The organism is Pseudomonas reidholzensis (assembly GCF_900536025.1).
GTDB lineage: Bacteria > Pseudomonadota > Gammaproteobacteria > Pseudomonadales > Pseudomonadaceae > Aquipseudomonas > Aquipseudomonas reidholzensis.
In genome coordinates this window covers 11,560-31,984 of the sequence record NZ_UNOZ01000040.1, presented here as the reverse complement: position 1 = coordinate 31,984, position 20,425 = coordinate 11,560, and the positions used below count along the sequence as shown (strand labels likewise).

At 64.6% G+C, this 20,425-nt stretch carries 20 protein-coding genes and 1 pseudogene; 7 read left to right on the top strand and 14 right to left on the bottom strand.

What is annotated here, in order from left to right; all coding sequences use genetic code 11:
• Positions 1 to 89: 89 nt before the first annotated feature.
• On the bottom strand, positions 90 to 419 hold the full coding sequence (trxA, locus tag CCOS865_RS27605) for a thioredoxin TrxA (RefSeq protein ID WP_119146915.1): 330 nt from the start codon (positions 417 to 419) through the stop codon (positions 90 to 92).
• Between the two features lie 244 nt (positions 420 to 663).
• Between trxA and ppx the strand changes: the two genes are divergently transcribed.
• On the top strand, positions 664 to 2,166 hold the full coding sequence (gene ppx / locus CCOS865_RS27600; RefSeq protein WP_119146913.1) for an exopolyphosphatase: 1,503 nt from the start codon (positions 664 to 666) through the stop codon (positions 2,164 to 2,166).
• Here ppx and ppk1 read toward each other — a convergent pair.
• Complete coding sequence (gene ppk1, locus CCOS865_RS27595) at positions 2,153 to 4,420, bottom strand: polyphosphate kinase 1 (RefSeq protein WP_119146911.1); 2,268 nt, start codon at positions 4,418 to 4,420, stop codon at positions 2,153 to 2,155. The two genes, ppx and ppk1, sit on opposite strands and share 14 nt — an antisense overlap.
• Before the next feature lie 19 nt (positions 4,421 to 4,439).
• A complete protein-coding gene (hemB, locus tag CCOS865_RS27590) occupies positions 4,440 to 5,450 on the bottom strand; it encodes a porphobilinogen synthase (protein WP_119146909.1) in 1,011 nt (336 codons plus the stop codon).
• Between the two features lie 207 nt (positions 5,451 to 5,657).
• Here hemB and CCOS865_RS27585 point away from each other — a divergent pair, with 207 nt between their 5' ends.
• Together CCOS865_RS27585 and elbB are read left to right on the top strand one after the other, a co-directional pair.
• Positions 5,658 to 6,302 (top strand): DedA family protein, encoded by a 645-nt coding sequence (locus CCOS865_RS27585; protein WP_119146907.1) that lies wholly within the window; start codon positions 5,658 to 5,660, stop codon positions 6,300 to 6,302.
• A gap of 130 nt (positions 6,303 to 6,432) precedes the next feature.
• Positions 6,433 to 7,101, top strand: a complete 669-nt coding sequence (elbB, locus tag CCOS865_RS27580; RefSeq protein ID WP_119146905.1) for an isoprenoid biosynthesis glyoxalase ElbB — start codon at positions 6,433 to 6,435, stop codon at positions 7,099 to 7,101.
• Between the two features lie 51 nt (positions 7,102 to 7,152).
• Here the strand turns inward: elbB and CCOS865_RS27575 are convergent, their stop codons facing one another.
• Both CCOS865_RS27575 and CCOS865_RS27570 read right to left on the bottom strand, forming a co-directional pair.
• Entirely contained in the window at positions 7,153 to 7,605 is a 453-nt protein-coding gene (locus CCOS865_RS27575; RefSeq protein WP_119146903.1) for a YaiI/YqxD family protein, read from the bottom strand.
• Between the two features lie 145 nt (positions 7,606 to 7,750).
• A pseudogene (locus tag CCOS865_RS27570) lies at positions 7,751 to 9,310 on the bottom strand (FTR1 family protein); the annotation flags it as partial.
• A 273-nt stretch (positions 9,311 to 9,583) separates the two neighbouring features.
• Between CCOS865_RS27570 and CCOS865_RS27565 the strand changes: the two are divergent.
• From CCOS865_RS27565 to CCOS865_RS27550, 4 genes are read left to right on the top strand one after another with little or no spacing between them, the layout of a single operon-like run.
• Positions 9,584 to 10,981: a COG3014 family protein gene (locus CCOS865_RS27565; protein ID WP_119146899.1), complete on the top strand. Its 1,398-nt coding sequence runs from the start codon at positions 9,584 to 9,586 to the stop codon at positions 10,979 to 10,981.
• Positions 10,982 to 10,996: 15 nt separating this feature from the next.
• A complete protein-coding gene (locus CCOS865_RS27560; protein ID WP_119146897.1) occupies positions 10,997 to 11,365 on the top strand; it encodes a YcfL family putative periplasmic lipoprotein in 369 nt (122 codons plus the stop codon).
• A 21-nt stretch (positions 11,366 to 11,386) separates the two neighbouring features.
• Entirely contained in the window at positions 11,387 to 11,974 is a 588-nt protein-coding gene (gene lpoB, locus CCOS865_RS27555) for a penicillin-binding protein activator LpoB (protein ID WP_119146895.1), read from the top strand.
• A gap of 3 nt (positions 11,975 to 11,977) precedes the next feature.
• The gene (locus CCOS865_RS27550; protein WP_119146893.1) at positions 11,978 to 12,721 is read left to right on the top strand and encodes a penicillin-binding protein activator LpoB; all 744 of its coding nucleotides are present in this window, start codon (positions 11,978 to 11,980) and stop codon (positions 12,719 to 12,721) included.
• 134 nt (positions 12,722 to 12,855) lie between these two features.
• Here the strand turns inward: CCOS865_RS27550 and CCOS865_RS27545 are convergent, their stop codons facing one another.
• From CCOS865_RS27545 to CCOS865_RS27505, 9 genes are all read right to left on the bottom strand, one after another.
• Positions 12,856 to 13,554, bottom strand: coding sequence for a nucleotidyl transferase AbiEii/AbiGii toxin family protein (locus tag CCOS865_RS27545; protein WP_119146891.1), 699 nt, complete (start codon positions 13,552 to 13,554; stop codon positions 12,856 to 12,858).
• 1 nt (position 13,555) lies between these two features.
• On the bottom strand, positions 13,556 to 14,221 hold the full coding sequence (locus CCOS865_RS27540) for a MarR family transcriptional regulator (RefSeq protein ID WP_208644575.1): 666 nt from the start codon (positions 14,219 to 14,221) through the stop codon (positions 13,556 to 13,558).
• 105 nt (positions 14,222 to 14,326) lie between these two features.
• Positions 14,327 to 14,575: a DUF3077 domain-containing protein gene (locus CCOS865_RS27535; RefSeq protein ID WP_119146887.1), complete on the bottom strand. Its 249-nt coding sequence runs from the start codon at positions 14,573 to 14,575 to the stop codon at positions 14,327 to 14,329.
• A gap of 25 nt (positions 14,576 to 14,600) precedes the next feature.
• The gene (locus tag CCOS865_RS27530) at positions 14,601 to 14,849 is read right to left on the bottom strand and encodes a hypothetical protein (RefSeq protein WP_119146885.1); all 249 of its coding nucleotides are present in this window, start codon (positions 14,847 to 14,849) and stop codon (positions 14,601 to 14,603) included.
• A 485-nt stretch (positions 14,850 to 15,334) separates the two neighbouring features.
• On the bottom strand, positions 15,335 to 16,756 hold the full coding sequence (locus CCOS865_RS27525; RefSeq protein WP_119146883.1) for an efflux transporter outer membrane subunit: 1,422 nt from the start codon (positions 16,754 to 16,756) through the stop codon (positions 15,335 to 15,337).
• Entirely contained in the window at positions 16,753 to 17,628 is an 876-nt protein-coding gene (locus CCOS865_RS27520) for an efflux RND transporter periplasmic adaptor subunit (RefSeq protein ID WP_119146881.1), read from the bottom strand. The genes CCOS865_RS27525 and CCOS865_RS27520 overlap by 4 nt, the downstream gene beginning before the upstream one ends.
• Entirely contained in the window at positions 17,625 to 17,837 is a 213-nt protein-coding gene (locus CCOS865_RS27515) for a DUF1656 domain-containing protein (RefSeq protein WP_119146880.1), read from the bottom strand. Before CCOS865_RS27515 ends, CCOS865_RS27520 begins: the two co-directional genes overlap by 4 nt.
• Positions 17,834 to 19,921: an FUSC family protein gene (locus CCOS865_RS27510; protein ID WP_119146878.1), complete on the bottom strand. Its 2,088-nt coding sequence runs from the start codon at positions 19,919 to 19,921 to the stop codon at positions 17,834 to 17,836. The genes CCOS865_RS27515 and CCOS865_RS27510 overlap by 4 nt, the downstream gene beginning before the upstream one ends.
• Positions 19,918 to 20,370 carry a MarR family winged helix-turn-helix transcriptional regulator gene (locus CCOS865_RS27505; RefSeq protein ID WP_119146876.1) on the bottom strand — a complete coding sequence of 151 codons (453 nt, stop codon included), beginning with the start codon at positions 20,368 to 20,370 and terminating at the stop codon, positions 19,918 to 19,920. The genes CCOS865_RS27510 and CCOS865_RS27505 overlap by 4 nt, the downstream gene beginning before the upstream one ends.
• Between the last annotated feature and the right edge of the window lie 55 nt (positions 20,371 to 20,425).

Below are 20,425 nucleotides of genomic sequence, written 5' to 3'. Positions count from 1 at the left end.
TCAGTGCGAGGCCGAATGTAACACTTGCTTTTTTCCGCGTCTAGTGTTCGGAAAAAGAAAAGCCCCGGGGTTTCCGGGGCCTTTTCACATCACAGGTTGGCGTCGATGAACGCGGCCAACTGCGACTTCGACAGGGCGCCGACCTTGGTCGCCTCGACGTTGCCGTTCTTGAACAGCATCAGCGTCGGGATGCCACGCACGCCGTGCTTGGCCGGGGTTTCCTGGTTGTCGTCGATGTTCAGCTTGGCGACGGTCAGTTTACCCTCGTAGGTCGAAGCGATGTCGTCCAGGACTGGAGCGATCATCTTGCACGGGCCGCACCATTCTGCCCAGTAGTCGACCAGCACCGGGCCAGCGGCCTTCAGGACTTCTTCCTCGAAGGTGGCGTCGGTGACGTGTTTGATCAGGTCGCTGCTCATGGATATCTCCAGGTGGTAAGCAAAAAAAACGTGGCCCATCATAGCCGCACCGGCTGCCTACAGGAAGTCGCGGACGATTGAGTGTAACTATAGTTGTGCAAGACCCGACGAATCGAAACTGTCACACAAGTGTCATAGGATCCGTCGACCCCTTGCTTTGCATCAACCCTTGCCGTGCCATGCGTTGGCGTCTGCCCGCGATCGTGTCACGATTGCCGGGTAATCGACCGAGAATCTCGAAATCATGCCGCAGAACTCCGCGAAGAACCTGTCCCTGATCGCCGCCATCGACCTGGGCTCCAACAGTTTCCACATGGTCGTGGCCAAGGCCCACCATACGGAAATCCGTATTCTCGAGCGGCTTGGGGAAAAAGTTCAGCTCGCCGCTGGCATCGACGACGACCGCCGCCTCAGCGAAGAAGCCATGCAGCGCGGCCTCGAATGCCTCAAGCGCTTTGCCCAGCTGATCAATGGCATGCCCGATGGCGCGGTACGCATCGTCGGCACCAACGCCCTGCGTGAAGCCCGCAACCGCAACGACTTCATCCAGCGCGCCGAAGCCATCCTAGGCCACCCGGTGGAGGTCATCTCCGGCCGCGAAGAAGCGCGCCTGATCTACCTCGGCGTCTCGCACACGCTGGCCGACAACCCCGGCAAGCGCCTGGTCGCCGACATCGGCGGCGGCAGCACCGAGTTCATCATTGGCCAACGCTTCGAGCCGCTGCTGCGCGAAAGCCTGCAGATGGGCTGCGTCAGCTTCACCCAGCGCTATTTCCGCGACGGCAAGGTCACCCCGGCGCGCTACGCCCAGGCCTACACCGCCGCGCGCCTGGAGCTGATGAGCATCGAAAACGCCCTGCACCGGCTGACCTGGGACGAGGCCATCGGCTCCTCGGGCACCATCCGCGCCATCGGTGCGGCGATCAAGTCCGGCGGCCTGGGCACTGGCGAAGTCAACGCCGAGGGCCTGGCCTGGGTCAAGCGCAAGCTGTTCAAGCTGGGCGAGACCGACAAGATCGACTTCGAAGGGGTCAAACCGGACCGCCGGACCATCTTCCCGGCCGGCCTGGCGATCCTCGAGGCGATTTTCGACGCCCTCGAACTGCAACGCATGGACCACTGCGACGGCGCCCTGCGCGAAGGCGTGCTGTTCGACCTGCTCGGCCGTCACCACCATGAAGACGTGCGTGAGCGCACCCTGAACTCGCTGATGGAGCGCTACCACGTCGATCAGGGCCAGGCGGCCCGTGTCGAGCGCAAGGCGCTGCACGCGTTCGATCAAGTGGCGAAGGATTGGGGGCTGGCAGAGGGTAACTGGCGCGATCTGCTGAGCTGGGCGGCGAAAGTGCACGAAGTCGGGCTGGATATCGCCCACTATCACTACCACAAGCACGGCGCCTACCTGATCGAGCACTCCGACCTCTCCGGGTTCTCCCGCGAAGACCAGCAAATGCTCGCGCTATTGGTGCGCGGCCACCGCCGCAACATCCCCAAGGACAAGTTCGCCGAGTTCGGCGACGAAGGCATCCAGCTGATTCGCCTGTGCGTGCTGCTGCGCTTCGCCATCCTGTTCCACCACATCCGCGGCACCCAGCAGATGCCCAAGGTGGTGCTGCAGGCCGGCGAAAACAGCCTGGAAGTGCTGTTCCCGGATGGTTGGCTGGAGCAGAACCAGCTGACCCAGGCCGACTTCGCCAATGAGGCGGAGTGGCTGGCCCGGGTCGGCTTCGTCCTCAGCGTACGTTGAGGACCGGGTTGCTCAGGCGCTCCAGCAGGGTCGCCTGGGCACTGCGCGCGTTCTGGTTGCCGGTCGGCGAGCTGCGCACGTAGCGGCCGTCCGACTGCAGCGTCCAGGCCTGGGTGTTGTCGGTCAGGTAGCTTTCCAGCTCCTTCTTGACCCGCAGCAAGAGCTTCTTGCCCTCGACCGGGAAGCAGGTCTCGACGCGCTTGTCGAGGTTGCGCTCCATCCAGTCGGCACTCGACAGGAAGATCTGCTCTTCACCGCCATTGAGGAAGTAGAACACCCGCGTGTGCTCGAGGAAGCGGCCAATGATCGAGCGCACCTGGATGTTGTGCGACACCCCGGCAATGCCCGGCCGCAAGCAGCACATGCCACGCACCACCAGGTCGATGCGCACGCCCGACTGGCTGGCCTTGTACAACGCGCGGATGATCTTGGCGTCGGTCAGCGAGTTGAACTTGGCGATGATGTGCGCCGGCTTGCCCTCGAGGGCGAACTGGGTCTCGCGGGCAATCATGTCGAGCATGCCCTTCTTCAGCGTGAACGGCGCGTGCAGGAGCTTTTTCATGCGCAGCGTCTTGCCCATGCCGATCAACTGGCTGAACAGCTTGCCGACGTCTTCGCAGAGCGCGTCGTCGGAGGTCAGCAGGCTGTAGTCGGTGTACAGGCGGGCGTTACCGGCGTGGTAGTTACCGGTGCCCAGGTGCGCATAGCGGACGATCTCGCCGTGTTCGCGGCGCAGGATCAGCATCATCTTGGCGTGGGTCTTGAAGCCGACCACGCCGTAGATTACCACCGCGCCCGCGGCCTGCAGGCGGCTGGCCATCTGCAGGTTGGACTCTTCGTCGAAGCGCGCGCGCAGTTCGATCACCGCGGTGACCTCCTTGCCGTTACGCGCCGCGTCCACCAGAGCGTCGACGATCTCCGAGTTGGCACCGCTGCGGTACAGGGTCTGGCGCACGGCAAGCACGTGCGGGTCCTTGGCGGCCTGACGGAGCAGGTCGACGACCGGCGTAAACGACTCGAACGGGTGCATCAGCAGGATGTCCTGCTTGCTCACCACGCTGAAGATGTTCTCGGCGTTCTGCAGCAGCTTGGGGATCGCCGGGGTGAACGGCAGGTACTGCAGCTCCGGGTGGCTGTCCAGGCCGGTGATGCTGAACAGGCGGGTCAGGTTGACCGGGCCGTTGACCTGGTACAGCTCGCTCTCGCTCAGGCTGAACTGCTTGAGCAGGTAGTCGGACAGATGTTTCGGGCAGGTGTCGGCGACTTCCAGGCGCACGGCGTCACCGTAGCGGCGCGAGAACAGCTCGCCGCGCAAGGCCCGGGCAAGGTCGTCGACCTCTTCCGAATCCAGCGCCAGGTCGGCGTTACGGGTCAGGCGGAACTGGTAGCAGCCCTTGACCTTCATGCCCTGGAACAGGTCGTCGGCGTGCGCGTGGATCATCGACGACAGGAACACATAGTTGGCACCCGGGCCACCGACCTCTTCCGGCACGCGGATGACCCGCGGCAACAGGCGTGGCGCCGGGATGATCGCCAGGCCCGAGTCGCGGCCAAAGGCGTCGACGCCTTCGAGCTCGACGATGAAGTTCAGGCTCTTGTTGACCAGCAACGGGAACGGGTGCGTCGGGTCGAGGCCGATCGGGGTGATGATCGGCGCGATCTCGTCGCGGAAGAAGCGCCGCACCCAGGTCTTGATCTTCGGCGTCCAGTGGCGACGACGAATGAAGCGAATATGGTGCTTCTCCAGCTCCGGCAGCAGCACATCGTTGAGGATCGCGTACTGGCGATCCACCTCGTAGTGCACCAGCTCGCTGATCCGCGCCAGCGCCTGGTGCGGCTGCAGGCCGTCGGCGCCGGCCAGCTCACGGGCAAAATTGATCTGCTTCTTCAGGCCCGCGACGCGGATCTCGAAGAATTCGTCGAGGTTGCTGGAGAAGATCAGCAGGAACTTCAGACGCTCCAGCAGCGGGTAGGACTCATCCAGCGCCTGCTCCAGCACGCGGATGTTGAACTGCAGCTGCGAGAGCTCGCGATGAATGTACAGGCTGCTGTCGTCCAGGCTCGGCAGGTGGACCGCCGGCGCCGGCGCAGGGGCCGGCACTGCAGCTTCCACCGGCGCTTCCACAGGCGCCTCGACGACCGCCTCTACCACCGGCTCGTCCACGGGCGGCAGGTCGGGTGGCGTCTGCGTCAGCTCTTGCGGCAGCGCCTGGGCATCCTTGATCTCGACAGGGGTTAGCACTTCGTTATTCATCTGACGTTCCTGGAGGGCGTTACTGCCCTCTCAACAATTGGGCGGCGCGAACGGCGAAATAAGTGAGGATGCCATCGGCACCTGCTCGTTTGAAAGCGGTCAGCGATTCGAGGATTACCGCCTCGCTCAGCCAGCCATTCTGGATCGCGGCCATGTGCATGGCGTACTCACCGCTGACCTGGTAGACGAAGGTCGGTACCTTGAACTCGGTCTTTACCCGGTAAACGATGTCCAGGTACGGCATGCCGGGTTTGACCATGACCATGTCCGCGCCTTCGGCGAGGTCGGTGGCCACTTCATGCAGGGCCTCGTCGCTGTTGGCCGGGTCCATCTGGTAGGAGGCCTTGTTGGCCTTGCCCAGGTTCAACGCCGAGCCCACCGCGTCGCGGAACGGGCCGTAATAGGCGCTGGCGTACTTGGCCGAGTAGGCCATGATACGCACATTGACATGGCCGGCTGCCTCGAGGGCTTCGCGGATCGCCCCGAGGCGGCCGTCCATCATGTCCGAAGGGGCAACCACCTGGGCACCGGCATCGGCGTGCGACAGCGCCTGGCGCACCAGGGCGTCGACGGTGATGTCGTTCTGCACGTAACCCTCTTCGTCGAGGATGCCGTCCTGGCCATGGGTGGTGAACGGGTCGAGGGCGACGTCGGTGATCACCCCCAGCTCCGGGAACTGCGCACGCAGCGCGCGGGTAGCGCGCTGGGCGATGCCTTCAGGGTTCCAGGCTTCGGCACCGTCGAGCGACTTCTTCTCGACCGGGGTCACCGGGAACAGCGCCAGCGCCGGGATCCCCAGCTCGACCCAGCCCTGCGCGGCTTCCAGCAGCAAGTCGATGGACAGGCGCTCGACGCCTGGCATGGACGGCACTTCCTCACGGCGATTTTCACCGTCCAGCACGAATACCGGCAGGATCAGGTCATCGACGGTCAGGGTGTTTTCGCGAACCAGACGGCGGGAAAAATCGTCCCGGCGGTTGCGACGCAGACGGGTGGCAGGAAACATACGGTTGGCGGGGGTAAAGCTCACGGCAGACTCCTGAGCCCGCGCAGGCGGGCAGCGCGACAGTTATAAGCGGCCATTATGACGCCTGTGTTACACCCAAGGGCAACCCTGCGACTTGTGGCCGCAGGCATTCTCCTTGTAGGAATTGTTCACGTCGAGACACATTTGGACACTTTCCCCCGCGCCCGCGAAGGGGTAGGCTGCGCGTTCATTTCGCCAGCACCCTAGAAAATGCTTGGACAATTCCTGCAGGATTTCGGCTACTTCGCCCTTTTTCTCGGCACATTTTTCGAAGGTGAGACCATCCTGGTTCTCGCAGGATTTCTTGCGTTCCGCGGATACATGGACATCAACCTGGTGGTACTCACGGCGTTCTTCGGCAGCTATGCCGGCGACCAGCTGTGGTACTTCATGGGCCGCCGCCACGGCCGCGCGATCCTGGCGCGCAAGCCGCGCTGGCAGGCGATGGGCGACCGCGCGCTGGACCACATCCGCCGCCACCCGGACATCTGGGTACTGAGCTTCCGCTTCGTCTACGGCCTGCGCACGGTCATGCCGGTGGCGATCGGCTTGTCGGGCTATCCACCCCGGCGCTACCTGCTGCTCAACGGCATCGGCGCGGCGATCTGGGCGATTGCCCTGGGCGCCGCCGCCTACCATTTCGGGGCGATACTCGAAGGCCTGCTGGGCAACGTCAAGAAGTACGAGCTCTGGGTGCTCGGCGGCCTGCTGGTACTGGGCCTGCTGCTGTGGCTGCGCCGGCGCTTCCGCACCTTGCGCGCCGAGCGCAAGGCGGCCGCCGCCGAACAGGCTGCCGCGGCGGAACAGGCAGTGGCCGAGAAGCCCGCCCCGGGCGAAGGCCCTGACCGCCCCTGATACACCCCTGCCGAAGAATGAACACCCTGCAGTGGTTGCGTTCCAACCCTGTAGGTTGTGAGCACGCCGCGTCATAGCCACATCTGCCAAACTAGAGGACATTAAGCGCCTCGACACTGGAGTAATGAGCATGACGAAAAAAGTTGCGGTGATTCTTTCCGGCTGTGGCGTCTACGACGGCGCCGAAATCCATGAAAGCGTGATCACCCTGCTGCGCCTCGACCAGCGAGGCGCACAGGTGCAATGCTTTGCACCCAACATCGCGCAGATGCACGTGATCGATCACCTCACCGGCGAAGCGACGCAAGAGTCGCGCAACGTGCTGGTGGAGTCGGCGCGCATCGCCCGCGGCGAGGTCAAGGACATCCGTGAAGCCGACGCCAAGGATTTCGATGCGTTGATCGTGCCGGGCGGCTTTGGCGCCGCGAAAAACCTCTCCAACTTTGCCGTCGAAGGCGACAAGTGCACGGTGCAGCCGGATGTCCTGGCGCTGGCCGAAGCCTTTGCCGAGGCCGGCAAGCCGGTCGGCCTGATGTGCATCTCGCCGGCGCTGGCTGCCAAGATCTACGGGCCGGGCGTGGTCTGCACCATTGGCAACGACGCGGGCACCAGCGCGGCCGTGGTGAAGATGGGCGGCACCCATGAAGAGTGCGATGTGCATGACATCGTCGAAGACACCCAGCGCAAGCTGGTGACGACCCCGGCGTACATGCTGGCCACCTCGATCAGCGAGGCGGCGGGCGGGATCTACAAGCTGGTGGACCGGGTGCTGGAGCTGACCCACGAAGGCGACCATTAAGTAAGGCCACTGCCCAAGCAGCCCGCAAAGCGTGGGCTGCCCCCTGCCCTGCTAGCCCTTGGCCAAGCGCGTGATGATGCGGTCGAGGGCATTGGCGAACTCCTGCTTCTCCTTCTCGCCGTAGGGCGCCTGCCCGCCACTGACCTGGCCCTGCTCGCGCAGATCGGTGAACAGGTTGCGCACCGCCAGCCGGTCACCCATGTTGCGCTCGTCGAACTCGCGGCCACGGGGGTCGAGGGCGGCAACCCCCTTCTTGATCAGGCGATCAGCCAGCGGGATATCGCTGCAGATCACCAGCTCGCCGGGGACGGCGTTTTCCACCAGGTAATCGTCGGCCGCGTCCGGGCCGCTGGGCACGACGATCAGCCGTACACAGGCGAACGCAGGCTTGATCTGCGCCTGCCCGGCGACCATCACCACCTCGAACTTGCGCTTGAGGGCGAACTTGACGATCAGGTCCTTGGCTTGCTTGGGGCAGGCGTCGGCATCGATCCATATACGCATGTAGCTGTGTCCATTGTTCGGATTGAATGATCGTTATGGTGCCAGTTCTGGCCTCTTCGCGGGTAAACCCGCTCCCACAGGGTTCTGCGGCGCAGCTCAAAACCCCTGTGGGAGCGGGTTTACCCGCGAAGAAGACACCGCCGATCTAGCTGGCTGCCGCCCGGCGCTTCTCGGCCAGCCACGAGCGCCCATACAGGCAGACAATCGCCGTCAACGCCACGGCCTGCGCCGCCAGCGAATACGCGTCGGCATGAATCCCCAGCCAGTCGAACTCGAAGAACGCCACCGGCCGCGTGCCCAGCACGCCAGCCTCCTGCAGCGCCTTGACCCCGTGCCCTGCAAACACTACCGACAAGGCACACAACAACCCCGCATTGATGCTGAAGAACAGCGACAGCGGCAGCTTCGCCGAACCGCGCAGGATCACCCAGGCCAAGCCCACCAGCAGCACCAGCGCCGTCGCGCCACCCGCCAGCACCGCGTTGTGCCCAGCCGGCCCGGACTGCAGCCAGAGGGTCTCGTAGAACAGGATCACCTCGAACAACTCGCGGTACACCGAGAAGAACGCCAGCACGGCAAAGCCAAAGCGCCCGCCGCCGCCGAGCAGGCTGCTTTTGATGTAATCCTGCCAGGCCGCCGCATGCCGGCGGTCGTGCATCCACACCCCAAGCCACAGCACCATCACCGCGGCGAACAGCGCCGTACAGCCTTCCAGCAGCTCGCGCTGGGCACCGCCGACATCAATCACGTACGCCGCCACGGCCCAGGTGGCAAAGCCCGCAACCAGGGCCAGGGCCCAGCCGATATTGACGCTGCGCACCGCCGACTGCTGGCCGGTGTTACGCAGGAAGGCGAGGATAGCCGCCAGTACCAGGATCGCCTCCAGGCCTTCGCGCAGCAGGATCAACAGCCCGGAAATGTAGCTCAGCGACCAGCTCAGGCCATCGCTGCCGAGCAGCTTGGAGGCCACCTCGAGCTTGCCCTTGGCCTCGGCCAGACGCTGCTCGGCCTGGGCCAGTGGCAGGCCATCCTGCAGCGCCTGACGGTAGGCCATCAGGGCCTTCTCGGTGTCCTTGCGGACCTGCGCGTCGATGTTGTCCAGCGAGCTTTCGACCAGTTCGAAGCCTTCCAAATAAGCCGCCACCGACAGGTCGTAGGCCTGGTCATGCTCACCTTCACGGTAGGCTGCCAGGCTCTTGTCCAGTGTACTGACGGTGTATTCGATCAACTGCGCCGGGCCGCGTTTGACCTGCGGCGGCTGCGCACGCTGGGCGCGGAACGCTGCCAACGCCTCGACGCCCTGACTGGCAGCCACACTCGCCGGGGTCTGCCGCGCGAGGTCGGCAAGGGGCCAGGTCTGGGCGCCCTTGGCCGCCTGCGGGTCGGCCGTAAAGCTGGCGATATAGGCCGCCACATCCCAGCGTTCACGCTCGTCGAGCTGATCGGCGAACGACCCCATATCAGTGCCTTCGACGCCCAGGCTGAGGGTGTTGTAGAGGTCCAACAGACTCAGCTGATCAAGCCGCTCGACACTGCGCAGGTTACTCGGAGGCGGCTCCAGCCCAAGCCCGGCCGGACCATCACCGGCACCACTGTCGCCATGGCAGATCGAGCAGTGCTGTGCATACAGCACCCCACCACGGACCGGGTCCGGGGTAATCACCGGCGCTTGGCCGGGTAACGCATCGGCGACAGCGAGGGTGCTGCACAGCGCCAACGCCAGCGCCGGCCACAACAGCCAGGCGAGTAAACGGGGACGGGAAGTCATGGCCGGTCTCGAGGGAATACGAAAGCGAACATTGTTCACTTCCACTCTGCACTGCTCAAGGTGCTCGGGCGGATTTCATGAAAAATCTTGTAACAGTTAGGGGCCTTGGACGGCTCGAAGAAAATCACCCACACACTGCCACCAAATTGCCATCGTCGGCCAGTATAATGCCGCCCCCGCCGTCCATCCATTCAGGGAAGAACACCACCGATGGTCCCCCGCGCCCTTACCCTGGCTGCGCTTGTCGCCGCCTTGCAGCTGACCGGCTGCGCCGCGTTCCGCAGTTACGACAGCGAGCTCCAGGAAACCAACCAGCAACTGGCCGCCGGCAACCTCGACGCCGCCCTGACCTTGCTCGAAAGCAACAACAAGGGCGAGCGCAAAGACCTGCTCTACTACTTCGAAAAGGGCGAGCTGCTGCGCTCCAAGGGCGACTTCCAGGGCAGCCAGCAGGCCTGGCGCGCCGCCGACGGTGTGGTCTTCCAGTGGGAGGAGTCGGTCAAGCTCGACACCGCCCGCTACCTCAGCCAGTTCGGCAGCTACCTGGTCAACGACAAGGTTCGCCGCTACGAAGGCTACGACTACGAAAAGGTCATGCTGACCACCCAGATGGCGCTCAACCTGCTGGCAGTCAACGACTTCGACGGCGCCCGCACCGAGATCAAGAGGACCCACGAGCGCGAAGCGCTGATCGCCGAGCTGCGCGACAAGCAGTACCTCAAGCGCGAAGAGGAAGCCGAGCAACAAGGCGTCGCCACCGAGTACAAGGACCTCAAGGGTTACCCGGTGGCCAGCCTCGATGCGCCGGACGTGGTCGGCCTGAAAAACAGCTACCAGAGCGCCTTCAGCCATTACCTGTCCGGTTATGTCTACGAAGCCCTGGGCGAAAAAGGCCTGGCCGCGCCGGGCTACCGCACCGCCGCCGAACTGCGGCCGAACACCCCGCTGCTCGAGCAGGCCTTGCTCGACCTCGACAAGAGCACCGCCACCACCGGCGAAAGCGACGTGCTGATCGTGGTCCAGAGCGGCCTGGCGCCGGCCCGCGACTCGGTGCGCATCCCGCTGCCGCTGTCGATCGACGGCAACCTGGTGATCACCCCGCTGTCGTTCCCGGTGATCAAGGAAGACACCAGCACCGCGCATTTCAGCGAGCTCTACCTGAACGACAAGGCGCTCAGCCTGACCGCCCTCAACAGCACCAGCGCCATGTCGCGCCGGGCGTTGCGCGACGACATGCCCGGCATCATCCTGCGCACCAGCGTGCGCGCGGTGAGCCGCGGCGTGGCGCAAAAGAAGATGAACGAGGTCAACCCGCTGGCCGCCCTGATCATGGGCATCGCCTCGGCCGTGGTCGAAGGCGCCGACACCCGCACCTGGCGCACCCTGCCCAACGAGACCCAGGTCGCCCGGGTGCACCTGGCCAACGGCGAGCACACCCTCAATTTGCCACCGAGCCTGGGCGGCAACCGGCTCACGGTAAAGATCGACCGGCCGTTCCAGGTCGTCAGCCTGCGCGTGGTCGGCAACCGGGTGTTCGCCGGCGGCCCCGCCATCGCCACCCCGCCTGCCGCCACCCCACAACCCCAGGCCGTTGCCAGCCTCAAGTAACCCCAAGGACCGCACATGCGCTTTACCTGCATTGCCCTGTTCGCCGCCGCCCTCCTGGCCGGCTGCGCCACACCGCCCCCCGCACCGGACAGCGCCGCCAGCAAGGTGGTGACCATGGGCCAGCTCGATGACTTCGAGCTCGGGCCGATGCGCGTCGCCCGCGAAAACGGCTTTCTCACGGTCAAGGTCGGCGTCAACAACACCAGCCGCAGCAACCAGACCCTGTACTACCGCTTTGCCTGGCTGGGCAACGACGGCTTCCCGGTAGCCGACGAAGAAAGCTGGAAGACCCTCACCCTGTACGGCAAGCAGGCCAGCGTCCTGCCCGCCATCGCCCCGGTCCCGCAGGCGAGCGACTTCCGCCTCGAAGTCCACACCCGGTAATTTTTTTCAGGAGCAGTCTCGATGTTTGCACGTATTTCCCTCGCCGCCCTGGCCATTGCCCTGGTCAGCGGTTGCAGCACCCCGTCGCCGGTCCTTGGCGGCAAGAACATCAGCTACGGCGACAGCAAGGCCGTGGAGCTGGTGACCAACGAGTTCGGCTCCACCGACCTGCAGATGATCGCCGAGAGCATGACCCGCTCGCTGGCCCAGTCCGGCGTGCTGCATGGCCGCCCGGTGGTGCAGGTGTATGACGTGAAGAACAAGACCAGCGAGTACATCGATACCCGCGAGATCACCACCACCATCAAGACCCAGTTGCTGAAGACCGGCGTGGCCCGCTTCGCCAGCGACAACACCGACATGCAGAGCCAGGTCGATCAGCTCAAGCTGCAGAACCAGAGCGGCCTGTACAAGAAGAACACGGTGGCCAAGACCGGCAACATGATTGCCGCGCAGTACCGCCTGGAAGGCTCGATCAGCTCGATCGTCAAGCGCAGCAGCGACTACAAGGACGTGTTCTACAAGTTCAGCCTGCAACTGGTCGACGTCGAGAGCGGCCTGGCCGAATGGATGGACGAAAAAGAAATCCGCAAGACCACGGAGCGCTAAGCGATGCGTACATGGATGGCAATCATCGGCCTGGCCTGCGCGGTGTCCGCGCAGGCGGCCCCCAAGGTCGCGGTCACCGACCTGGCGTACGAGGCGCGGCTGGAAGCGTACGTGCACACCGTCAACGCCCAGCAAAGCGGCCAGGCCAGCGCTTACAACGCCAGCCACTCGGCGAGCTACAGCGAGTACGAGAGCAGCACCAGCTACATCCAGCAGACCGAACTGCGCGCGTTCAGCGCCGAAATCAAAGGTGCGCTGATCAAGGGCGGCCAGTTCCAGGTGGTGCAGGCCAAGCCGTACACGGCTGCGTCCAGCGAGGACGTGCATGACGTGATCGCGCGGATCAAGAGCGGCGCGTTTCCCGGTGCCGACTACGTGCTGTTCGGCACCCTGTCGGACATCGACTTCCAGCGCGATACCACCGCCCTGGACCACACCGACAGCTATTCGGCGGTACTGGGCCTGAGCCTGGTGGCCGACTTCAGCCTGGTCAACACCCGCACCTACGAGATCACCTCGGCGTTCACCGCCATGGGTGAGGGGCAGGACACCAAGCTGGTCAACAGCCAGGATGCCCGCGTGACCCTCAACCGCCCGCGGGTGGTGCGCGAAGTGTCCAAGGCGCTGGGTGAAGACGTGGCGCGGCAACTGGCCGAGCAACTGGGTGGCGAGGTGGCTGGGCAGCCGGGGCGCCAGGGTGGGCACAGTGACTTGCCGCCGGATGAGCCGGCGCGGGTCTTGCGCTGATACCTGAAAACGCCCGGTTGAGAGACCGGGCGTTTTTTAGTGGCCGTCGTGATCTGTTAGCGAAAAACCAGAAGCGAGTGACCAGGCATCGTTGGCCGCTCGACGTCGACCTTTTGTCGACCTCGTCGTGGATCTCATACGCTGGCGAGGTCCCGCATGCGTTTTTGGATGATACGACCCCGGCCTGGGTTAGCCACCACTGATCCCGAGCTTTCAATGACATAGTCGATACCACTCAAGGCCGACAGCGCTCGAACCTGCGCGATGATGTATGCCTTGATCTCGGGTTCGGCCTGACGCATCTCTTCCAGCAGCTGCGCCCTGCCATCGATCAGGATGATGATGTCCTCGACATCCTTGTGGTAAGGGTCGCCCTGACCCCGACCACGAAATGCCTCCAGCTTGGTTGCGAGGAAATAGGTTGGCTTGAAGACTTGAATGCTGATGCCGCTGGGGAGGACGAACCAGTCGGCTTGTGCCAGTCCTTCTACATACCAACGGTTCGCATAGCCCAGGATATCGGGATCCGACGGCATGAAGTCGACTTTCACACCCTTGAAGCGGAAGCGACAGTTGACCTCATCCTCTCCGGTGATCTTGAAGCCCTGAGCAGCCAAGCGCTCTGTCAGACGTTGCCACGCACCAATGCCTGCCAGCTCGATCACCAGGTCTACGTCATCAGTGAAGCGGATGTCGTCCAGCACCGCAGCGTCGGTGACCAACAATGCCGTCGTGCACCCTCCTACGAATGCCACTTCCTTCAGGAGGTCCTGGCCCAGACCCTTCGCGACAACTTCTATGAGTTCATAATTGTGTTCCGCGTTTGAAACCATGCTATCCAAGCCCCATCCCTGTTTTCAGGATATTGAGTGCAACACCGCTTTCCCTCGGGCCGCCAAGGCGAATCGCGTCGACGAGCGCAAGATAATGATAGAGAACCCTGTCGTGCTTGACCGCGTGCGGAACGGTCTTGTAGAGCGGTTCTACTGCCTGACCACGCTCACTACCGACTGCGTCTGGCCAGACCAGAATCAGGTTGCCACTGCTCTTGATGCTTTTCGACAGCGCCGGTGCTGCAAAACCTGTAGGAATTCCCCTAACCATAGGCCCCGGTTTAACGGGGAAAAAGTACTTCAGCGCATGCTCGGCAATTTTCAGCAGCTCGCGACGATTTACTTTCGGTAAGCCGGTGTCATAGTCATAGGTCAGCAGGCCGGATCCTCGACATCTGGCCATCGCATTCGAAATCTCGCTCTTGCTCAGCCCTAGCGCGGCAGACAATGCCCGTAATGAGTAACTGTCGCTCCAGCTGGATAGAGGGGTCGACGCGGCCGGGTCCGACCATCCTTCCCAGTTGCCTGGCTCATCGGCTGGATCATCAGGATTGGCTGGAATCATTTGCCAAGAGAGATTTTCCTCTTGGGCATGAAGGCTGACCATTTTGAACAAAAGCAAAATGTCTTGACTTTTCATGAGAGCAAAACCTTCAAGTGTCCACATTCCATAAAACGTGGACACTTATGGCATGACCAATCTCACCGTGTCAATAGCCAGCTGGATGTCGGCATGAATGCCCGACGCTACCGCCGGGCGCTCATCCAACCATTACCGCAGCCGGTTGATCCCCGACTCCATGTCGTTGATCAACGCCTTGGCGAGGCTGCTGAGGATGCGGGCGGCGCTGCCGGCCTGGAGGTCGCCTTCCATCTCGGCTTCGTCGGTCAGGTGGCGGATGCAGCCCAGCAACACCGACAGTTCGTCGAACGCCTGGGCGAGCGGGATGCCGGGGCGGACGGTGAACAGGTCGGTTTGCTCCACCCCTGCGGTGGTGAGGGGCTCGAAGTCATCAGTCATTGCTTCTCTCCTTGAACCGTCAGGGTCACAGCCTGGACAGGGCGTGCTCGACCAGCGTGCGGGCCATCTTGGTGGCGTGTGCGGCGCTTGCGATGGCATTCGGGTCGGGGGCGTCGGCCTGCTCGCTGCAGTGCGTTTCGAGGGTTTCGATGACGCCACTGAGGAACTCGCTGGCCAGGGTCAGGGAGTCGGGCGGGGTCATGTCGCTGTGGGCGGAGAAATGGGGAGAGATGATGAGCTTGAGACGAGGGGGGTCGGGGACGATCTTTTTCATGACGGTACTCCGTATGGCGGACAGGAACTGCCGTCCTCCTCGTCTCACGGAATTGGGTGGCAGTCGTACGCGGGGTGAGACCCGGGCCATACGGTAACCCGACCAAGCCGAAGCTTGCCCGCGCACGACCGCCATAAGCGGTGCCGTCGTATGAAACCGGGTGTCTCACGCCCGATCGCCCTCTTCAGGCGACCCGAGGACGTTATCCCTGGAGCTTTTCCCCGGCAACATGGAAGCTTCCGCAAGGCGTGTAGGATACTTCCGAAGCGGATTTGAGCTGAAGGGGTTGGCGGGTAGCTTCAGAAAGGTCTTACGTCTGTGGGATTGCCGGGGCTGCTTTGCAGCCCATCGCAGGCAAGCCAGCTCCTACAGGATTTGCGCTGTTTTCAGGAGCAGTGGCGGGCGTAGAACAGGAGCGCGACAACGCCGCCGACCCCTGTAGGAGCGGGCTTGCCCGCGAAGGGCTGCGAAGCAGCCCCAACGATTCACTGCCTGGCCGCAGCCTCCTTCCACCCCCCACCCAACGCCAGGAACACACCAATCTGCCCCATCGCCACCTGGCTATTGGCCGCCGCCAACTGCCCACGCATGTCGGTATAGGTCCGGGTCGCCTGCAGATCCGCCAGGAACGACTCACGCCCCGCCTGGAAATACCGGTGAGTCTGGTCCGCCGCTTCCTTGGCCGACTTCTCGGCCTCGGCCAGCGCATCGCGCCGGTCGAGCAGCGCGCTGTACTGGGCGAGGCGGGTCTGGGTCTCGCGGATGGCGTTGAGCACCACCCCGTCGAAGTGCGCCAGGGCCGCCTGGGTCGAGGCCTCAGCCTCGCGAATGCGCGCGCGGGTGCCGTTGGTGGGGATGGTCCAGCTCACCAGCGGGCCGAAGCCCCAACGGTTGGTCGAGGGCTCGCCAAGGTTCTCGAGAATGCCAATGGTGCCTACCTGGGCGCCAATGCTGATGTTCGGGTACAGCGCACCGGTCGCCACGCCGATGGTCGCGGTGGCAGCCGCCAATTGGCGCTCGGCCTGGCGTACGTCGGGCCGGCGCTTGAGCAGGGCCGCGCCATCGCCGACCGGGATCAGTTGGGCCAGCTGCGGCAGCTCGGCGCACTCGGCGGTGCCAGCGGGCAACTGCTCGACCGGCTTGGCCAGCAGCGCTGCGAGGGTGTACAGCCCGGCCTCGCGCTCAGCCTGGAAGCGCGGCAGCTCGGCACGCAGCGACTTGAACTGGGTCTGCGAACGGGTCACCTGGGTTTCATCACCCCGGCCGGCATCGCGCAGGCGCTGGTTGAGCTGCACGCTCTGCTGCTGCAAGCCCAACGATTGGTGGGCGATGTGCAGCTCTTCGTTGGCCGAGCACACCTGGGTATACGCCTTGACCACATCGGCCACCAAGGTGATGCGCGCGGTATCTGCGGCGGCCTGTACGGCATCGGCATTGGCCTGGGCCGCTTCGCTGCCGCGCTTGAAGGTGCCCCACAAGTCGAACTGGTAGGAGGCACTGAGGATCGCTTCGCCAATGTTCGCCACCGGCACTTTGTCGGGCTGCAGGAAGGCTTCGCCAGACTCCTGCAAGCGCTGTGCGGCCACCTTGGCGCCACCGCCGAAGCCGCCCTGCGACTGGGCCACCTCGAGCTGGGCGCGGGCCTTGGCGATGTTGGCGGCGGCCACGCGCAGCTCAGTGTTGGCTCCCAGCGCGTCGCGCACCAGGGTGTTCAGGCGCGGGTCCTGGTACAGCTGCCACCAGTCCTCCGGCACCGGCGCCGACACCACGCTGGCGGCATCCTGGCGCAGCGGGCCATTCAGGTCGCCGCGCTGGACCGCCGCATCCCCAGGCACCTGGTAGTCGGGGCCGACCATCTGGCAGGCACCCAGGGACAGCGCAAGGCCGAGCAGCATCAGGCGTTTCATGGCCGCTGGCCCTCGATGATCGAGACGGTGGCGGTGCGCCCGGCGATCATGCGGAAGTCTTCAGGCACGTCATCGAAGGCAATACGCACCGGGATCCGCTGGGCCAGGCGCACCCAGCTGAACGCCGGGTTGACGTTGGGCAGCAGGTTGGCGCCGCTGCTGCGGTCGCGGTCTTCGATGCCGGCGGCGAGGCTCTCGACGTGGCCGCGCAGGCGGGTGTCGTCGCCCATCACGCGGATGTCGACGGCATCGCCGATATGGATGCCGCCCAGCTTGGTCTCTTCAAAGTAACCGTCGACGTGGTACGAGGCGCTGTCGACCACCGACAGCACGGCGCGGCCGGCCGTGACGAACTCGTGGGCACGCGGTGCACGGTCGTTGAGGTAGCCATCGACAGGGCTGCGCACCACCGAGCGGTCGAGGTTGAGCTGGGCGCTGTCGACCGCCACCTGGGCTTCATTGACCGCAGAGCGGGCGCGGGCCTCGCGCGACTGGCTCTCTTCGAGCTGCTCGGCCGCGACCAGGTTGCCCAGCTGCTTGTTGCGGCGCGCTTCGCGGGCGGCCTGGGCGAGGGTCTCCTGACGCTCGCTGAGGGTCGCCTGGGCATGACGCAGGGCCAGGCTGAAGCGGTCCTGGTCGATGGTGAAGAGCACGTCGCCGCGCTTGATCAGCTGGTTGTCGCGCACCTCGACCTGCTGGATCAGCCCGGAAACATCCGGGGCGATCTGGATCACGTCGGCGCGGATATGGCCGTCGCGGGTCCAGGGGGCGAACATGTAGTAGACGACCATCTGCCAGACCAGTACGGCTGCGAAGGTCACCACCAGTAAAGTCAGGACCACGCGGCCCAAGGTCAACAAAGGTTTTTTCATGGCAGCATCAGGCTTCGGCAAAAGTGATCCACCGCACCAAGCAGCACGGCATACAGGGCAACATTGAACAACGCCCGGTGCCAGACCAGGCGGTAGAAATTCAGGCGCACCAGCACAGCGTGCACGCCCAGAAACAACACATAGGTGCAGACCATCATCACCAGCAGCGTGGGCAGGAACACCCCGCTGATATCCAGTTCACCGATCACAGCGGGGCTCCGTCGATGCCTTGCGGCAGTTGCGCGTGTTCGCTCGGCTCGAGCATCACTTCGACCCCCGGCAGCAGCGCCAGGCGCAGGCCGCTCAAGGCGTGCAGCAGGTGCACGCGGGCATCGCCACGGTCGTGCAGGTCGTCCAGCGCCAGGCCCTGGCGGGCACGCTCCATGTTGCGCAACAGCGCAGGCGGGGCGTGCAGGCGTTCACCGGCGCGCAGGCACTGGGCGTAGTGCGCACCGACGTCTTCGATGACGCTTTGCAGGCGCTCGCGGGCCTGCTGGCCGACTCGCGGCAGGTAGGCCTGCAGGTCCAGCAGGTTGAGCCCGACGCGCAGGTCGCGCAGGGCCACGCCGCTGTCCTGGCCGGTCTGCGACAGGCGTGGCAGGTGCTGCATCAGGCGGTCGAGCATCTGCACGCCGACCTGGCGCTGTTCGGCGAGGGTGGCGGGCTGGGTCATCTCGACGATGTCGCGCCAGGCGAAGCGGGTCATGCGCTTGGCCGCCAGCTCCACGCCGAACGGGCGCAGCAGCAGGGTCCAGATAAAGGCGAAGAGCAAGCCTGCGGGGCCGGCCAGGTTGGCATTGAGGAAGGTGAAGAAATCAGCGTCGTAGGCGCCCTGGATGCTGATGAAGGTGGCCGTGTTGACGATGGTCAGCAAGGTGCCGAGGTAGAAGCGCGGCTGCACGGTCAGCGTGCCCACGCAGATGAATGGCACCGCGAAGGCCAGGACCAGCATCGGGAAGTCGTGCAGGTTCGGCAGCACCAGGAACAGGTACACGCTGGAGAAGATCACCGAGAGCATGGTCCAGAAGAAGAACCGGTAGATCTGCGGCGCCGGGTCGTCCATGGCAGCGAAGAAGCTGCACGCCACGGCGGCAAGGATCACCGCACTGGCGCCGTCGTTCCAGCCCAGGCCGATCCACAGGCCGCAGGCGACGATGATCGCGGTCACCGTGGAGAACACCGAATAGAGCATCAGGCCGCGGTCGAAGAAGGGCGTCAGCCGGCCCAGCCGCCAATGGCGATAGGTGGCGCGCCACGGCGTGGCGTCGTCCTCGCGCAGGGCGTGCTGCAGGCTGCAGCAGTCTTGCCAGAGGTCGAGCCATTCGGTGAGCCGGTAGAGGGCGTTGGACAGCAGCAGCTCGGCGCGCTGATCCAGCGCGGCGGCGCTCGGTTGCAGGCGTTCGATCTTGTCGCGCAGCGCGCTCCAGCGCGCCACCGGGGCGTCGACGGCGCTGGCCTGGAGCCATTCGCGGGCCTCTGCGAGCAGCGGCTGGATCTGCGCGAACTGCGCCGGGGCGCGGCCTTCGAGGGCGACCAGGGCGTCGTCCAGGGCATCGATCACCGGCAACAGGTGGATCATCCGCCCACGCAGCTCGCGGGCGTTCTTCAGGGTATGCGGGCCGGCGCCTTCGTGGCCGAGCTGGCCGATCATCAACTCGAGGCTGTTGAACGTGGCGACCATCGCCGCGCGCATGGCGCCGACCTTGTCGACCGCGACGTCGCGGGCCAGGTAGGTGTCGCTGTAGCGGATCGCTTCAGTGAACCAGCTACCGGTAGAACCGACCACCACTGGAGCCAGCCGGCGCGGCCAGAAGATCGCCCCGACCACTGCGGCGCAGACGATCCCCAGGCAGATCTCCTGGGCCCGCGACGAGGCCACGTCGAACACCGCGAGGGGGTTGTCGACCACGGCAAGGGCGATCATCGGCAGGGTGTAGCCGGCCAGCATCAGCACGTAGTTGTTGGCGGTGCGCAGGTTCAGCGAGAGGAACAGCAAGGTGCCGGTCCATAACGCGATGGCCACCGACAGCAGCAGCGGCGACTGCACCAGCGGCGGGATCAGGAAGATCGCCCCAGCGGCCCCGAGCAAGGTGCCCAGCGCACGGTACAAGGCCTTGGAGCTGGTCGGGCCGACGAACGGACTGGAAACGATATACACCGTGGCCATCGCCCAGTACGGGCGCGGCAACTGCATGAGCAGTGCGATGTACAGGGCGATCATCGAGGCGCCGAAGGTGCGCACGCCATAGAACCAGTCGCGGGCCGGCGGCATCGAGCTGAAGAAGCCGTTCATGCGAAGCCGCCCGGGGTAACCTGGCCGGCCGCTTCGAAGGCGCGAATCACCCGCAGCGTCGCCTCCAGATCAGCCTCACTGATGCCCTGCAGGACCTCACGGCGCAGGCGCACCAGCTCGGCTTCGATCGATTCGGCGAGGCGGCGGCCGTCGGCGGTCAGGCTCAGGGCCTTGGCGCGGCGGTCCAGTGGGTCTTCACTGCGGCAGACCAGGCCGGCCTTGCACAGCTGGTCGAGCAGGCGCACCAGCGACGGGCTTTCGAGACCGGCGGCGTTGGCCACCGCGACCTGATGCACGCCATCGCCGAGACGCACGATCATCAGCAACGGCACGGCGCAGGCTTCGGAGATACCGTAGCCGGTCAAGGCGGCATGGCAGATGCGCCGCCAATGCCGCGAGGCCACGACCATGCCGCTGCTGATTTGCAGGTGCAGTGCATCAAGTGTCATGAGGGGAACCGGGGATATTCATAGTTTGCTAACTATCAATATACGCCCTGCCCTC

Excerpts from the sequence above, each read along its gene's own strand:
- trxA (WP_119146915.1), bottom strand. The coding sequence starts at position 419 with ATGAGCAGCGACCTGATCAAACACGTCACCGACGCCACCTTCGAGGAA.
- ppx (WP_119146913.1), top strand. The coding sequence starts at position 664 with ATGCCGCAGAACTCCGCGAAGAACCTGTCCCTGATCGCCGCCATCGAC.
- ppk1 (WP_119146911.1), bottom strand. The coding sequence starts at position 4,420 with ATGAATAACGAAGTGCTAACCCCTGTCGAGATCAAGGATGCCCAGGCG.
- CCOS865_RS27585 (WP_119146907.1), top strand. The coding sequence starts at position 5,658 with ATGCTTGGACAATTCCTGCAGGATTTCGGCTACTTCGCCCTTTTTCTC.
- elbB (WP_119146905.1), top strand. The coding sequence starts at position 6,433 with ATGACGAAAAAAGTTGCGGTGATTCTTTCCGGCTGTGGCGTCTACGAC.
- CCOS865_RS27575 (WP_119146903.1), bottom strand. The coding sequence starts at position 7,605 with ATGCGTATATGGATCGATGCCGACGCCTGCCCCAAGCAAGCCAAGGAC.
- CCOS865_RS27565 (WP_119146899.1), top strand. The coding sequence starts at position 9,584 with ATGGTCCCCCGCGCCCTTACCCTGGCTGCGCTTGTCGCCGCCTTGCAG.
- CCOS865_RS27560 (WP_119146897.1), top strand. The coding sequence starts at position 10,997 with ATGCGCTTTACCTGCATTGCCCTGTTCGCCGCCGCCCTCCTGGCCGGC.
- lpoB (WP_119146895.1), top strand. The coding sequence starts at position 11,387 with ATGTTTGCACGTATTTCCCTCGCCGCCCTGGCCATTGCCCTGGTCAGC.
- CCOS865_RS27550 (WP_119146893.1), top strand. The coding sequence starts at position 11,978 with ATGCGTACATGGATGGCAATCATCGGCCTGGCCTGCGCGGTGTCCGCG.
- CCOS865_RS27545 (WP_119146891.1), bottom strand. The coding sequence starts at position 13,554 with ATGGTTTCAAACGCGGAACACAATTATGAACTCATAGAAGTTGTCGCG.
- CCOS865_RS27540 (WP_208644575.1), bottom strand. The coding sequence starts at position 14,221 with ATGTGGACACTTGAAGGTTTTGCTCTCATGAAAAGTCAAGACATTTTG.
- CCOS865_RS27535 (WP_119146887.1), bottom strand. The coding sequence starts at position 14,575 with ATGACTGATGACTTCGAGCCCCTCACCACCGCAGGGGTGGAGCAAACC.
- CCOS865_RS27530 (WP_119146885.1), bottom strand. The coding sequence starts at position 14,849 with ATGAAAAAGATCGTCCCCGACCCCCCTCGTCTCAAGCTCATCATCTCT.
- CCOS865_RS27525 (WP_119146883.1), bottom strand. The coding sequence starts at position 16,756 with ATGAAACGCCTGATGCTGCTCGGCCTTGCGCTGTCCCTGGGTGCCTGC.
- CCOS865_RS27520 (WP_119146881.1), bottom strand. The coding sequence starts at position 17,628 with ATGAAAAAACCTTTGTTGACCTTGGGCCGCGTGGTCCTGACTTTACTG.
- CCOS865_RS27510 (WP_119146878.1), bottom strand. The coding sequence starts at position 19,921 with ATGAACGGCTTCTTCAGCTCGATGCCGCCGGCCCGCGACTGGTTCTAT.
- CCOS865_RS27505 (WP_119146876.1), bottom strand. The coding sequence starts at position 20,370 with ATGACACTTGATGCACTGCACCTGCAAATCAGCAGCGGCATGGTCGTG.